Source organism: Pelomonas cellulosilytica, from assembly GCF_021353265.1.
Lineage (GTDB): Bacteria > Pseudomonadota > Gammaproteobacteria > Burkholderiales > Burkholderiaceae_C > Pelomonas > Pelomonas cellulosilytica.
Genome location: NZ_JAJTWU010000001.1, coordinates 257,250 through 271,553 on the forward strand (window position 1 = coordinate 257,250; position 14,304 = coordinate 271,553).

At 71.5% G+C, this 14,304-nt stretch carries 9 protein-coding genes; 2 read left to right on the forward strand and 7 right to left on the reverse strand.

The features are described from left to right. Positions 1-36: 36 nt before the first annotated feature. A complete protein-coding gene (locus LXT13_RS01140; protein ID WP_233369763.1) occupies positions 37-2,106 on the forward strand; it encodes a hybrid sensor histidine kinase/response regulator in 2,070 nt (689 codons plus the stop codon). 198 nt (positions 2,107-2,304) lie between these two features. Further along, positions 2,305-3,057, forward strand: coding sequence for a methanethiol S-methyltransferase (gene mddA / locus LXT13_RS01145; protein WP_233369764.1), 753 nt, complete (start codon positions 2,305-2,307; stop codon positions 3,055-3,057). Between the two features lie 94 nt (positions 3,058-3,151). Here mddA and LXT13_RS01150 read toward each other — a convergent pair whose 3' ends face one another. The 7 genes from LXT13_RS01150 to LXT13_RS01180 form a co-directional block, all read right to left on the reverse strand. Next, on the reverse strand, positions 3,152-4,678 hold the full coding sequence (locus tag LXT13_RS01150) for an Lcl domain-containing protein (RefSeq protein WP_233369765.1): 1,527 nt from the start codon (positions 4,676-4,678) through the stop codon (positions 3,152-3,154). After that, positions 4,675-6,564: a hypothetical protein gene (locus tag LXT13_RS01155; RefSeq protein ID WP_233369766.1), complete on the reverse strand. Its 1,890-nt coding sequence runs from the start codon at positions 6,562-6,564 to the stop codon at positions 4,675-4,677. Before LXT13_RS01155 ends, LXT13_RS01150 begins: the two co-directional genes overlap by 4 nt. A gap of 8 nt (positions 6,565-6,572) precedes the next feature. Further along, positions 6,573-8,729, reverse strand: coding sequence for a biotin/lipoyl-binding protein (locus LXT13_RS01160; protein ID WP_233369767.1), 2,157 nt, complete (start codon positions 8,727-8,729; stop codon positions 6,573-6,575). A gap of 129 nt (positions 8,730-8,858) precedes the next feature. Further along, on the reverse strand, positions 8,859-10,805 hold the full coding sequence (locus LXT13_RS28750; protein ID WP_233369768.1) for an efflux RND transporter periplasmic adaptor subunit: 1,947 nt from the start codon (positions 10,803-10,805) through the stop codon (positions 8,859-8,861). Further along, positions 10,802-11,599, reverse strand: coding sequence for an efflux RND transporter periplasmic adaptor subunit (locus tag LXT13_RS01170; RefSeq protein WP_233369769.1), 798 nt, complete (start codon positions 11,597-11,599; stop codon positions 10,802-10,804). Before LXT13_RS01170 ends, LXT13_RS28750 begins: the two co-directional genes overlap by 4 nt. After that, complete coding sequence (locus tag LXT13_RS01175) at positions 11,596-13,173, reverse strand: TolC family protein (RefSeq protein ID WP_233369770.1); 1,578 nt, start codon at positions 13,171-13,173, stop codon at positions 11,596-11,598. Before LXT13_RS01175 ends, LXT13_RS01170 begins: the two co-directional genes overlap by 4 nt. A gap of 44 nt (positions 13,174-13,217) precedes the next feature. After that, positions 13,218-13,952, reverse strand: a complete 735-nt coding sequence (locus LXT13_RS01180) for a SapC family protein (RefSeq protein ID WP_233369771.1) — start codon at positions 13,950-13,952, stop codon at positions 13,218-13,220. Positions 13,953-14,304 lie beyond the last annotated feature (352 nt).

Here is a 14,304-nt window from a genome sequence, read left to right on the forward strand (position 1 = left end):
GCGCGATGTTTCCCCGGGGCGACTCCCATAGCCGCCATGCTGCGCACCACCGACTGGGCTGCCACCCCGCTAGGCCCGGTCCGTGGCTGGCCTGTCGCGCTGTGCGCCGCGTTGGCGCAGGTCGTGGACGCCGCCGTGCCGATGTGGCTGTGCTGGGGCGACGAGCTCGCCATGGTCTACAACCAGGCCTACGCCGGTATGCTCGGCAACAAGCACCCCCGCGCGCTCGGCGCGCCGCTGCGGCAGGTATGGGGCGAGGTCTGGGACGACGTGGTTGGGCTCATCGAAAGCACGCTGGCCGGCACGTCGGTCTACCGCGAGGACATGCCGCTGCTCGTCGACCGTGACGGCCGGCTGCGCGAGGCCTGGTTCACTTTCTGGTACACGCCGCTGCGCGACGACGACGGCGTCATCCGCGGCCTGATCTGCACGGCCTGGGACACCACCGCCAAGGTGCGCGGCCAGCGCCGGCTCGCCGACAGCGAGGCCGCGCTGCGCCACAGCGAGCGCCAGTACCAGACGCTCTTCGACCGCATCGACGAGGGCTTCTGCATCATCGAGTTCCTCGACGGTCCCGACGGCCCGTTGAGCGACTACATCCACATCGCGGCCAACCCCGCCTACCTGGCCAACGCGGGCATCGCCAACGTCGTGGGCCAGAGGGTGCGCGACATGGTGCCCGACGAGGCCGATGCGTGGGTCGAGATCTACCGCCGCGTGCTGCTGACCGGCGAGGCCGTGCGGTTCGAACGCGAGCTCGTTAAGACCGGGCGCTACCTGGAGCTCGCTGCCTTCCGCGTGGACCCGCCCGAGCGGCGGCAGGTGGCCGTGCTGTTCCAGGATGTCACCCAGCGCCACCGTGCCGAGCGTTCGCTGCGCGAACTGAACGACACTCTGGAGCGCCGCGTGCAGGCCGAGGTGGCCGAACGCATGCGCACCGAGGAGGCGCTGCGCCAGTCCCAGAAGATGGAGGCCGTGGGTCAGCTCACCGGCGGCATCGCGCACGACTTCAACAACATGCTGGCCGTCGTCATGAGCTCGCTGGAGCTGCTGGACCGCAAGTTCATGCACGACGACCCGCTGGCTCGCCGCTACCTGGATGCCGCACGCAACAGCACGCGCCGTGCCGCGCAGCTCACGCAGCGCATGCTCGCCTTCGCACGCCAGCAGCCGCTCAAGCCCGAGCCGCTGGACGTGAACCAGCTCGTGGCAGGCATGTCGGACCTGCTGCGCCACTCGCTGGGCGCCGGCGTGCGCCTGGAGACGGTGCTCGCCAGCGGCGCCTGGCCGACGCATGCCGACCCCAACCAGCTGGAGAACGCCATCCTCAACCTCGCGGTGAACGCCCGCGACGCGATGGCGGACGCTCCCGGTGAGCCGCGGCTCACCGTCGAGACAGCCAACTGCCATCTCGACGAGCGCTACGCCACCGAGCATGTCGGCCTGCGGCCGGGGCCCTACGTGATGATCTCCGTGTCGGACACCGGCGTCGGCATGGCGCCCGACGTGGCGGCCAAGGCCTTCGATCCGTTCTTCACGACCAAAGGCGTCGGTCGTGGCACCGGCCTCGGGCTGAGCCAGGTGTACGGTTTCATCAAGCAGTCCGGCGGCCACATCCGCATCCGCTCCGAGCCGGGGCAGGGCACCACCGTCAAGCTCTACATGCCCAGGCTCGTGGCCTTGCAGGCTGCCGAGGCCGTCGTCGGCGTGGAGCCTCCGGCACCCCGCGGCGACGGCCGCGAGCTGGTGCTCGTCGTGGAGGACGAGGCGGCCGTGCGGCAGCTGTCCATCGAGGCACTGCGCGAGCTGGGCTATCGCGTGCTGGAGGCCGACGGTGCCGAGCCCGCGCTGGCCTTGCTGCAGGCTCACCCGGACATCGCGCTGCTGTTCACGGATGTCGTCATGCCCGGCGTCAACGGCCGCCGGCTGGCTGACGAAGCGCGCCGCCGCCGGCCGGGCCTCAAGGTATTGTTCACCACCGGCTACAGCCGCGACGCCGTCGTGCACAACGGCGTGCTGGACCCGGGCGTGCATCTGATCGGTAAGCCCTTTGCGCTCGCCGAGCTAGGCCGGCGCGTGCATGAGGTGCTGGGCGGCCCAGCGTGATCCCCGGCGGCGACATCCGCTTCGTCACCGCGTCGGACGGCGTGCGGATCGCCACCGCGCGCCACGGTGACGGGCCATTGGTCATCAAGGCGGCCACCTGGCTCACTCGCCTCGAACCTGTGGCGCCTGGCTCAATCCAGCAGCTTGTGCGCGGGGGCGAGCGGAGCGAGAGTTGCGCCAGCTGACGCCGCCACACCCATGCTCGCCACGCTCTACGCCGTTGCCGTCTACCTGTTCTTCCTCGCGACGATGGCCTTTGCGGTCGGCTTCATCGCCAATCTGCCGGGCCTGCCCGTCACGCTCGACCGCGGCCTAGTCGCGCCGCTGGCCGAGGCGTTGGTGGTGGATGTGGGGTTGCTGCTGCTGTTCGCCGTGCAGCACAGCGTCATGGCCCGGCGCGGCTTCAAGCACTGGTGGACGCGCCTCGTGCCACCACGGGCCGAGCGCGCGACCTTCGTGCTCGCATCGACCGCCGTGTTCGTGCTTCTGATGGCGCAGTGGCGGCCCATCGCCGAACCGGTGCTGTGGTCAGTGCAGCAGCCGGTGGCTCGTGGCGTCTTGCTGGCCATGTCGGGGGCAGGCTGGGTGCTGGTGGTCGTCGGCTCCTGGCTCATCGACCACTTCGAGATGTTCGGCCTGCGCCAGCCCTGGGCCGCGTGGCGCGGTCACGACCTGCCGTCCGCCCGGTTCCGCACGCCGCTGCTGTACCGGCAGGTGCGGCACCCCATCTACCTTGGCTTCCTGATTGCCTTCTGGGTCACGCCCGACCTGACGGTCGGTCATGCGCTGTTTGCGGCTGGCAACACGGCCTACATCCTCGTCGGCGTCGCGTTCGAGGAGCGCGACCTGATCGCGCAGTTCGGCGAGCGGTACCGCGCCTACCGCGAGCGGGTGGGGATGCTGTGGCCGCGGCTGGGCGCGCGCAGGCCCGACAAGTCGACACCGACTTGACGGGCCTGAAGGCGTGCCCGGGGCCGTTCGTCAGTTGTTCAATCGGATCGCAGTACCTTAGGCCGGGGTTGAGTCGCCGTGGCGGTCAGCCGGATCACTGCCCCGCCCGCACCAGCCTCAACACCCGGTTGCCCGCGCTGCCCGACAGGCCCAGGTTGCCGTCCGTGAAGTCCACGTACCAGACGAAGCCGGCCACGGTGGCAGGCGACGATGTCCAAACGCTGGCGTTCGGCGTGCCGGGGAAGCGGCTGCGCTGGATGGCCGGGCTGCTGCAGCGCCAGTTGACGAGCGAGGCCAGCTCGTTGCGGTTGGGCACGCGCCAGTCGTTGTAGCCCTTGCCGGCACCGGCGGCATCGCCGTTGACTGCCGTGGCGCGGGCGAGTGCGGCGGCGAAGCTGGCATGCGACGTGGCCGTACCCGTGGCGCAGCTGGCACCCGACAGACCGTCCACGCACTGCATCCACATCAGGCCGGTCTGCTTGTCGCTGACGGTGCCGTTGCCGTGGTCGGTGTAGCGCGGAGTCGTCGCGTTGTCGCAGTCGGCATCGGCCGTGGCGGTGCCGGCGACGAGGCGCGTCGAGAACGTCTTGCCGAGAGGGTTGACGGCGCTCTCAAAGGACACGGCGCCGGAGCCGAAGTCCACCACCCAGTTCGCACGCGGGTCCCCAGCGTAGGCGGCGCCGGTCCACGACGGCACGGCCGCCGTGGTGCCGAACTTGGCGTCGATGCGGGCGCCGGTCGTCGCGCCGTTGTCGACAAGGCTGGCCAGCTCCGCCGGCGTCGGTAGGCGCCAGTCGGTTCGACCGCAGCGCTGGCCGGCATTGGCGGCGTCCACCAGTGCCTGCGCGGCGGCCAGCGTGTTGGCCGTGGCGGAGGCCGTGTCCCAGAAGAAGCCGGTGACCTGGTCCTGCAGGCAGGCACCGCCTCCCGCGGCCGCGAAGGAGAAGCCCACCCGGCCATCGGCGGCGTCGTTGGTCAGCGCGCTGGCGTCGCGGCCCGCCGCGCCGTCCTGCCCGGCGATGTCGGCCGCCGAACAGGCGACCAGCGCGTTGGCCGCGTTCAAGCATTGCGTGATGCCGGTGTCGTTCAGACCGCCGGGGAAGTTGTTGACGATGAGCGCGCGGGTACTCGTCGTGCGGCCCTCGAGTTCGGTCGTCACGTCCAGCCGCTCGTTAGGTTCGAAGCTTGTGTTCGCACAGGTCGGAATGGCGACCGTCACGCTGCTCGCACCGGCGGGCACCGTCGCGGTCGCCTTGGTCGCGGCGATGAAGTCGACGCCGACGCTGTTGCAGCGGTCGCCGCCGGTCGCGTCGCCGGTCACCGTGCCGGTCGGCGCGGTCGAGTAGACGACGTCCACCGGGCCGGTGGCGCCGGACGCGAGCGTGATCTTGACGCTCAGGTCCTTGCCGGCGACGACCGGGTCGATGCTCACCGTCAACGGTCCCTTGGGCGCCGGGGCCGGCGGCGGCGAGCTGCCGCCACCGCCGCCGCCACCGCAGCTGCTGAGCAGCGCGGCGGTGCCGATCAGGCCGATCAGTGCGGTGGGCGCCAGGCGCCGGGCGGGAGCCCGGCCGGCGGGGGTGGGCGGGGCGATGAGCGGGCGCGGGGCTTCGAGCGTCATGACGTCCTCCTGGCAGCAGGTTCTGATGATTGGGGGGGCAAGGCCGGCGCGCTGCCGGCGAAGGAGAGTTGCAACTTGAGCTGGTGCTCGCGCTGGCTCTGGGCTTGCAAGGCCCGCGCCTGCTGGCGGGCCATCTGCCAGCGTAGCAGCGAGAGCGTGACGGTTAGCAGCCGCGGCGTGGCGGCCGGCCACTGGCGGCACAGCGCGCGCAACGGAGTGGCCAGCGGCCCCAGCGCCTGGGCGACCCAGCGCGCCTCGGGCTGCAGCAGCAGACGAGGGGTGACGTCGGCCCCCTGTGCCACGTCCATGACGCGGGCGATGAGCTGGGCTTCCGCGCGCCGGCTGTCCAGCGGTTCGGTGAAGACGATCTCGACGTGCCGGGCCGGCGCCCGCCCGTCGGCCTCGGCGCGCTCCTGCAACTGCTGCAGCGCGCGCTGGGGGCTCAGGCTCGCCAGCACCCAGGCCTCGGCCTTGGCGCCGGGCAGGTCGGCCAACCGCGCCGCGGCGTTGAGTTGGCGCAGCACGAAGAGGCGGTGCGTGTCCGGCGGTGCACCGAAGCGGGCCTGGATGCGGGCCTGCCAGTCGGCGTCGTCCCGGCAGGCCTCGACCATGGCTTGTGCATGCGTGCTGCGGGCGTCGTCGGCACAGAGCCCATGGCGCCGCCACAGCGCCGCCTCCAGCCCCTGCAGGTCGGCCGCGGCACCCGCCAGGCGGTGGGCGCTGGCGGCCAGGCCCAGCACGCTGGCCCGCTCAGTGGCACGGGTGACGGGGCTGAGCGGCACGCCCGTGCGGGCCTGGATAGCCTGCGTCAGGTGCGGCAGCAGGCCGCGGTCGGGCAGCGCGCGGCCGATGGCGTCGTCCAGGTGCACGTGGCCGTTGTTCAGCGTGTAGTGGCGTCCGGGCTGCAGCAAGTCGCGCACTGTGAGCGCCTGGCGCAGCAGCCATTCGGCGCGCTCGGGCTGGCGCCACAGCGGCGGAAGCGTGGCGATGAGCTCGCCGGCGAGCACGGCGCCCGCGGCCGTCCATTGCAGGCCATGCGCGACGCTGAGGCTGTAGTGATGGCCCGGCTCGAGCGCGTCGGCGAGTTCGCGGCTGCGCTGCAGCGCGGGCCCGAGCGCGGTGCTGTCGTCCGGCACGGAGAGCAGCACGGGGTTGACGGCATCGTCGAACAGCACGCGGTCCAGCTCGTCGACCAGCAGCGTGAACAGCCCGCGCGTGACGAGCACGCCGGCGCCGGCCGCGCCGTGCAGCCGGGCCTCGAGCTGCAGCGCGTCGCCACTGCTGCGCTCGCGTCGGTCGCGCGTCAGGTCTGCCGTGAAGCGCCGTGCCGGCACGATGACGACACCCGCGGCATAGGCCCGGCGCAGCATCGCGCCGTTGGCGTCCGACCCGGCAGGCGCCGCGTCGATGCCGAGCTGCTGGAACAGCGGCAGCAGCAGCTGGCTGGCGCGGGCAGCGCCCTCGTCGTCGGCCGTCATCAGCACGCAGGGCCGTCCGCAGGACGCCCAGGCCGCCGCGGCCATTGCCAGCGCGGCGTGGCGTGGAGCGGCGCACGGCAGTGCGACGGCGCCGCCGCAGAGCAGGCGGCAGGCGGCGTCCAGCACCGCCGGCTCGAATTGCCACGCGGCCTGCGCGGCGGCCAGCGCCTGGGCGAGTGCGGCGCGTTCGGCCGCGGCATCCTCGCGGTTCAGCGCCCGGCGCAGCGCCTGGCCGGCGGCATGCAAGCTGGCGGTGGGGTCGAAGACATGGGGCAGCGCCGCCTCCACCGTCGCGCGCAGCGCGGCCACGGTGGCGCCGCGCTCGGCGGCGGGAGGCCGGCGCGCGTGCGGCACCGCCGGCTTGTCCAGCGGCGGGAACCAGGGCGGAGAGAGGGCGCCGTTGTTCATCATGGCGTCTACAGGCCGTAGCGGTGCTGCAGCAGCTGCTGCAGCCCGGCCCACAGCCGCCGGCCCAGTGGCTTCGGGGCCACCGGCACGCGCAGCACGCCGGTCATGCCGTGCATGGCGAGGTCGGCCGGCAGCTCGCCGGGTGCGAATTCGGCCTGGATCTCGAAGAAGGCCTCGGCCGCAGTTGTGCCGGAGCTGTCGTCGGGACGGATGGCCACGTCGCCACCGCCGCCGAAGCCGAGCGACGGCGACATCAGCCGCTGGCGCTGGTAGGGCACCATGCGCAGCGCCGCCAGATGCAGCGCCTGGCCGCGCCGGCCGGCCAGGCGCAGCTCGGTCGCGACGGCGGGCGGCAGGGCCGGGCTCAGCTCAGCCACGTCGGCCTGCGGCAGCACGGCGGCAAAGCGCAGCGCGCTGCGGTCCACCACCTCGCCGATGGGTTGGGCCCGGTCCACCCAGGCGTCCAGCCGCTCGTGCAGCGTGGGCGCCACCCATTCGCCATCCTGTGGCGCCCGCACTTCCAGCGACGCGAGCAGCTTGACCGCTTCCACGCGGCGCGCCTCCAGCGCCTGCAGCCGCGCCTGCAGTGGCGCTACCTCGGCCGGCGTGCCGCTGAGCGCCAGGCCCAGCTGCACGCGGCTCTCGGCGATCTGGCTGTCGATGAGCTCCAACTGCAGCGACAGCTCGGGGTTGTCGAAGCGAGCCAGCAGCTGACCCTTCCTGACGTGCTGGCCGTGCTGCACCGGCAGCTCCTGCAGCCGCGCCGGCGCCTGCAGGTACAGCGGGCTGCTCTGGCGCGCCTCCAGCACGCCCGGCAGGCGCAGCGCATGCGGCAGCGGCAGCACGAACAGCAGCAACCAGGCCGTGACGACGAGGCCGCCCATCGCCGCGAGTGCGCGCGTGCGCATCGTGCCGCTCGCCACGCGCAGCCAGGCCCACAGCTTGGCGGCGGGCATCAGCACCATCGTGATGGCGGTGGTGACGACCATCGCGACGCCGATGCCGAACCACTGGTCCGTCACATAGGCCAGCACGCCGAGCGTGACGACCCAGCGGTAGAAGAAGGCCAGCGCGCCGTAGACGGTGAACCAGACACGCTCGTGTCGGTCCTGCGCCGGCTCGGGGTGCTCGCGCAGCCCGAACAGATACTTGGAGCCGTAGTGCAGCCACTGCGCCTGGGCCTTCTGGTAGAGGTTGGGCATCTCCACCAGGTCGGACAGGATGTAGTACGCGTCGTAGCGCAGCAGCGGGTTGCCGTTGAAGATCAGGCTCGACAGCGAGCCGACGATCATGACGTTGAACGCCATGCTATGGACGGCGCCGTCCGCCGTGGTGGCCCACACGACGCAGGCCAGCGCCGCGAGGAACAGCTCGGCCAGCATGCCGGCCGCGCCCACGTAGGCCCGCTGCCACTTGTTGCGCAGGCCCCAACTGGCCGAGGCGTCGACGTAGGGCAGGGGCGCCAGCACCAGCACCATGACGCCGAAGGTCGGCACCTGGCCGCCGTAGCGCTTGCAGACGAAGGCGTGCGCCAGCTCGTGCACGACCTTCACCATCGTCGTCGCGAGGTACAACCAGGGCAGGTTGGACAGCGAGAGCAGGCCCTCGCTGCCGTTGCTGATCGCGCCGCGGTGCTCGAACGCCGTCGTGGCGCCCCAGGCCACTGCGGCCAGCCACACGAGGCCGGCGACGCGGCCGGTGCAGGCGCGGATGAAAGGCAGCACACGGTCCAGGTACTTGTCGAGTCCGAACAGCGGGAAGCGCCAGTACATGAAGGACAGCAGCCGGCCGAGGAACTCGCGGGAGCGCTGCCGCCTCAGACGCTCGGAGATGGCGTCGGCGTGTGGCTGCTCCTTGAAGTACAGCAGGCTGGACAGGTGCAGCTGGCTGAGCAGCCGCACCACTTCCTCCTGGCCGGGCGTGCCTTCGGGGTGGCGCTTGGCGAGGTCCTGCCAGGTCTCGTCGACGGTGTGCTGGCCGTCGAGCGCGCGCAGGAACTCGTAGGCCTGCGGAGTGACGCGGTAGAAGCGGTGCGAGTAGCCGTCTTCCAGCAGCACCCAGGCCTGGCCACGGTAGCGCTGGGCCTGGGCTTCGACGGTGGGTAGCAGCGCGACTCTGGATTGGGCGACCTGGTACCAGCTGTCGGAGAGCGTGCCCTGGGTCATCGCGCTTGCTCCGCTTCGAAGCGCCTGGCGGGCTGCTCCGGCTTGACGCCACCGCTCATGCCGGGAGTTCGCCCCGGCACTGGCCTGGCCTTGAAGCCACCGTCTGTGAAGCAAGCCGGCCGCATCCCGTCACCACCACAACCACAAGCGCAGCTGATCCACCACCCGATGCGTCAGCACCCAGATGATCTTCCGTGGCCCCGCGTCGATCCGCGCATTGCCGCTCATGCCTGGCCGCCACCAGTCCGCTGGCGGCGACAGCAGCTCCGCCCGCACCATGAACTGGTTGCCTTCCTGGCCCTTGATCTGGGCCACGGGGATGACCGACAACACCCGCAGCGCGATCTTCTCGTCGGGCCGTGTCATCAGGCTCAGCTCGCCCGAGGCGCCCGGCTTCAGCTGCGATGCATCGCGCTCCGGCACCTGCAGCGTCGCGTACAGCTTCTCCACGCGCGCCAGCCGGTAGAGCTTGTCGCCCTTGCGCACCGGCGCGCCCTGCAGCTCCCGCTTCTCGCCTTCCACGACGACGCCGTCGAACGGCGCGCGGTTAGCTGCCAGGTCGATGAGCTCCAGCGTCCGCGCCAGCCGCGCCTGCGCCTGCGCTGTGCGGGCATTGCCCACTTCGGCCTCGGCCAGCGCGCCGGCGGCGCGGGCCTTGTCGGCCTCCGCCGTGTAGCGCTGCACCTCGGCGCGTGCATCGGCGGCCTGGTTCTGCAGGTCGCGCACGTCCAGCTGGGCCAGCAGCTCGCCGGCCTTGACGTTCTGGCCGGCGCTCACCAGCGCTTCCTCCACCCGGCCGTCGAACTGGGCCGACAGGATGCGTGTGCTGTCCGTGGCGAGCTGCGCGCTGGCGCCCACGCGGTAGTCCCAGTTCACGAACAGCGACACCAGCAACGCCAGCGCGCCGAGGCCGGCTCCGGTCTTCAGACCTAGGTGCTGCGGCCCCAGCCACAAACGGGCCCGGCGACGCAGCTCGTCCTGCGCCCGCAAGACGAGCGCGCGCTGCTGCCAGTGCAGGCTTTCCAGCCAGGGCAGCGCCACGCGCAGCGTCAGGCGTAGACGGGCGAGTTGCTCGGCGGGCAGTGGCTCGCCGTCGAACACCATCAGCACAGCCGCCCGTGGCGCGCTGTGGCCGCTGGCCAGCGGCAGCGAGGCCATGCCCACAGCGCCCAGCGACTGCTGTAGCAGCCGGTGTGCCGGCAGCGCGGGCGGTGCCGCGGTGTCGATCTCAGCCAGCGCGGTGCTGGCCTCGCCGCCTGCTGCGGGCGGGTCTAGCCGGACGCCTTCGTCGTGATCCAGCGCCTCGTCCAGCGCGCCTTCGGTCAGCACGACGGCGTGGGCGAAGCGGTCCAGCTTGTCGCGGTGGCTGAGCGCCACCAGCCGCAGCGGCGAGCCGGCCTCGGCCCGCCAGCCCAGCGCCAACTGCTGCGCGCCGAGCGCGCTGGCCAGCGCATTGACGAGCGCCAGCGTCGCAGGCTCGAAGCCGTCGTGGCGTTGGGCGAAGAGCACCGCGTCCAGCAGCGGCGCCCAGGTCGCCAGTGGCGCGTCGGCCGTCGTGTCGGACGGTGTGGTGGTAGTTGCGGCGGCCGTTGCGAGCGCCTCGCCTGGCGCCGGCAGGTCCGCCACCAGCTGGGCTCGCAGCACCAGTTCGTTCAGGTGGGGCCGCTCGCGGTCTGGCAGGCACAGCAGCCACAGGTCGCTTGGCGCGCGCTCGGGCCGCACAGCAACCAGCCATTGCGTGCTGCCCTGGGCCGAGCGCTGTGGCAGGCTGGCGAAGCCCTGCGTGCGGGCGCGCTGGGCCAGTGCACCCAGGTCGGCGGTGAAGTCGGAGCGTAGCGGGGCGGCCGCCGGGTCGGCGGCCGCGGCTTCGTCATGCGCCTCGGCCAGCAGCCGCCAGCCGGCATCGGACTCGGCCAGCCACCAGCCCTGCTGCGCGCGCATCAGCCGCGCCAGCAAGGCGATGACGCGGGCCGCGTAGTCGCCCTGCCGGCTTGCGTCGCGCAGCGCATGCAGCGCCAGCACCAGCTCGCGGGCGCTGTAGCTTGGCAACGCGGTCACGACGCCGGGGGCGCTCACTTCGCCGGCCCTCCGTCGAGCTTGACGATGCCCTTGCTGCCGGCGGCGACGCGTCCGGCGGGGTTGTTGAAGCGCACGCGCACCTCGACGAGGCCGCTGGCCGCGTCCGTCACCGGCGAGATGAAGCTGACGTTGCCGTTCACCGTATCGCCGCCGTCGATGGCGACGGGCAGCGCCTGGCCATCCTTCAGCCTGCGGGCCGCAGCGGCCGGGATGTTGACGCGCAGGTGCAGCACCGACGCGTCCACCAGCTCCACCATCGTGTCGCCCGGCTTGGCCCACTCGCCGACGTCGATGCCCACCTTCGTGACGACGCCGGCCACCGGCGCGACGAGGCGGCGCTGCAGGCGGTCCGTCTCCGCCAGCTGCAGCTCGGTCTTCTCGCGGATCTTCTGCGCCTGCAGCTGCGCGAGGCGACCACGCGTGGCGATGAAGTCCAGCTCGTTGCGCGCGGCGTCTTCGCGGCTCAGCGCGCCGCGGCTGGCCGCCAGCTTACGTGCGTCTTCGGCCAGCGGCTGCACCACCTTCAGCCGCTCTTCGGTGGCTCGCAGTTCGCTGACATCGTCGGCCTGGATGCGGCGGCGCTGCTCTTCCAGCGCCTGCGCGCGTTCGTCTAGCAGGACGAGCGCCTGGCCGGCGCCCACCTTCTGCCCCGGCTCAACGGCCACCTTGGCGACGATACCGGTGACGGGCAGGCTCAAGGACAGCTTGTGGCGGGCATGGACGATGCCGACGTAGTCAGCCGCCAGGGCGGGGGCGGCGGCAAGCGTGGCAAGGAGGAGCAGCGGCTTCATTCGGTGATCTGTACGTCGTTGGCGGTCAAGAGGCTGCCGTCAACCAATTGCAAGGCGACGCGGGCCAAGGCCCAGCGGCTGGTGCCGTCGATGAGGCGCATGCGGGCGTCGAGCACGTCAGCCTGCAGCCGCAGCAGACGGCCGCGCGGCGCAGCGCCGCTGTTGAACTGCTCGCGCACGCCTGCCTCGAGCTGCTCGCGTGCGACCAGCTCCTCGCGCAGCTGCACCAGCTCCCGGCCCAGTTCGGCCGCCTGCGCGGCCCGGTTGAAGTAGTCGCTGGCCAGCGCCTGGCGGACGGAGTGCACCTCAAGCGCCGACTGCTCGACGCGCAGCTGCTGCGCGCGGTACTCGGCCTGTGCACGGCGGTCACCGCCGATGGGCACCTCGACGGCGACGCCGATGGTCCAGTCGGGGTTGCGGCCCTGCGCGGCCTTGACGGCCGCATCCAGCGGGCCGTAGACGAGACTGTTGGTGCTGTAGCTGGCCTGTACATCCAGCGCCGGCAGCTTCTTGCTGTAGGCCAGCCGCAGGCGCGCGTCAGCCTGCTCGCGCTTGAGCAGCGCCATGCGCAGCGGTGGCCAGGCGGCCTCGATGTCGGGCAGGCGTTCGGCTAGCGCCGCTAGTTCGCTCGGGGCTGGCGGCGCGTCGAGCTCAGGTGCAGCCAGCTGCCAGTCGCCGTCCTGCGGCGGCAGGTCCAGCATGACGCGCACCTTGGCCTCGGCATCCAGCAGCGCCTGCTGGCCGCGTGCCAGCTCTGCACGACGCGCGGCCAGCACGGCCTGGGCCTCGTCGAGCGAACCAGGCGCCAGGCGCCCGCCGTCGACGCGCAGCCGCACGTCCTCAACCGTCTCGCGGGCGTTGTCCAGCGCGGCCGTTCGCAGCGCCTGCGTCTCGCGCGCCCGCCACAGCTGCCAGTAGCTCGACAGCGCATCGCTGCCGATGCGCAGCACCTGCTGGCGGAACTGCCAGGCGCCGATCTGGCTCTCGTAGCGGGCCACGCGTAGGTCGGTCTCAATGACATCGCGGCCGGCGCCGCGCAGCAGCGGCTGGCGCAGCGACAGCACCAGCGCGCCGGTGCTTTCGGAGTCGCCGGTGGCGAAGCTGGCAGAACCGATGACGTTGCTGCGGCGCTGCGTGCTGCGCCAGGCGAGCGCGACCTCGGCGCCGGTCGGTGCCTTCATGCGCAGGCCGGCCTCGCCGCCGAGGACTTGTTCGTCCAGGCGCGTGATGCCACCCAGCGCCGCCTGCAGGCGTTCCTCGACGGTGCGCTGGCGGTTGCGGCCTTCGCGGCGCAGGTTGGCGTAGGCGACGGGCAGGTAGAGGCCTGTCTCGGCCTCCGCGGCCTGCTCGGACACGCGCGACTGCAGCCGGGCGTACAGCACCTCGGCGTTCTGTTCCAGCGCGAGCTGGGCCAGCGTCCTCGCGTCCAGCCGCACCGGACGCGTCGCGGTCGGCCTGGGCGGGGGCTCATAGGGCTGGAAGCCCGACTTCAGCGGCGGGTCGTAAGGTGGGTAGGCCGAGTCCTCCACGCCGCCGACCAGGACCGCACCGGCCGGCCCGGCGAGGGCGACCACGATCGCGCAGGCTCCAGCGCGCCAGCAGGCGGCGCGCCGGCCCATCAAGCCGCCTTGGGCGCGATGCGCTTGTCCTTCAGCTGCATCAGGCGCTCGATCTGCGCAAGCGACATCAGCTGGGCGTAGATGGCGGGCAGGTAGCGCTTGGTGCGAAGTTCCAGGAACTTGTCATTGGAGAGGTTGTTCAGACGCTCTTCGTTGACGACCCAGCATCCGGCGATGTTCTTCTCGCGGTCGCCCTCGCGAACGCGCATCTGCAGCGGCGTGAACATGTTCAGTTCGGCCAGCGCCTTGGAGAACTCCAGCGTGATCTGGTCCATCTGCTGCAGCTCGGCGAGGTAGCGCTTGACGTTCTCGACGATCTGCGTCGGCTCGCCCTTGTCGTCGAACAGCGCGCTGCCTTCGCCGTCCTTGCCGTCGACGCTGACGAGACTGCTGGCCTCGTCCAGGCAGATTGTGAAATGACCTTCGGTGGCGCTGCCGGCCAGCGCGAAGGGGTAGCGGCGGATGATGGCGGGGATGTAGCTCGCCTCCCACTTGCCGCCTTCGCTGACGAACAGGTTCTCGCCGGCATCCAGGCCCAGCAGCGTCACGGGACGGAACGCGTCCTTCTCCTTGTCCTCGACGAAGACGATGGGGTAGACCGCTGCGGCACGGGCGAATTCGTGCATCGTCAGGTAGGCGATGTGGAAGTCCTTCGCGAAACCGAAACCCGTGATCTCCTTGATGCGGGTGCGGGCGTGGCGCTCACGGTTGACGGGGACGACTTTCTCGAACATCACGAATCCTTCTGACACAGTTCTGACACACGGCGGCTGGTTGGTAACAGGGCAACCCGAAGCGCCGGCAATGCTCTTCAGTATCGGTGACGCCTCGTCCATACGGACACAGGAAAGTCCTAGTCGATCTGTCTGTCGCACTGCGCGCAGCCATGACGTCTATCGAAGTTGGCCCATTTCAAGTCGCGTTGGCCTACCCGCCTAAATAGGGGGGTGGGTGCTTCGGCCGCTGCTGCAAACGCGCATCGAAAACCGTAACGACCACCGCTATGCTCAGTTACATGATCCGCGCCCAACTCACCTGCCGTGACTCCGCTGCCGTTGCCAGCCCCGCGGCAGAGAGCGTGGCGTC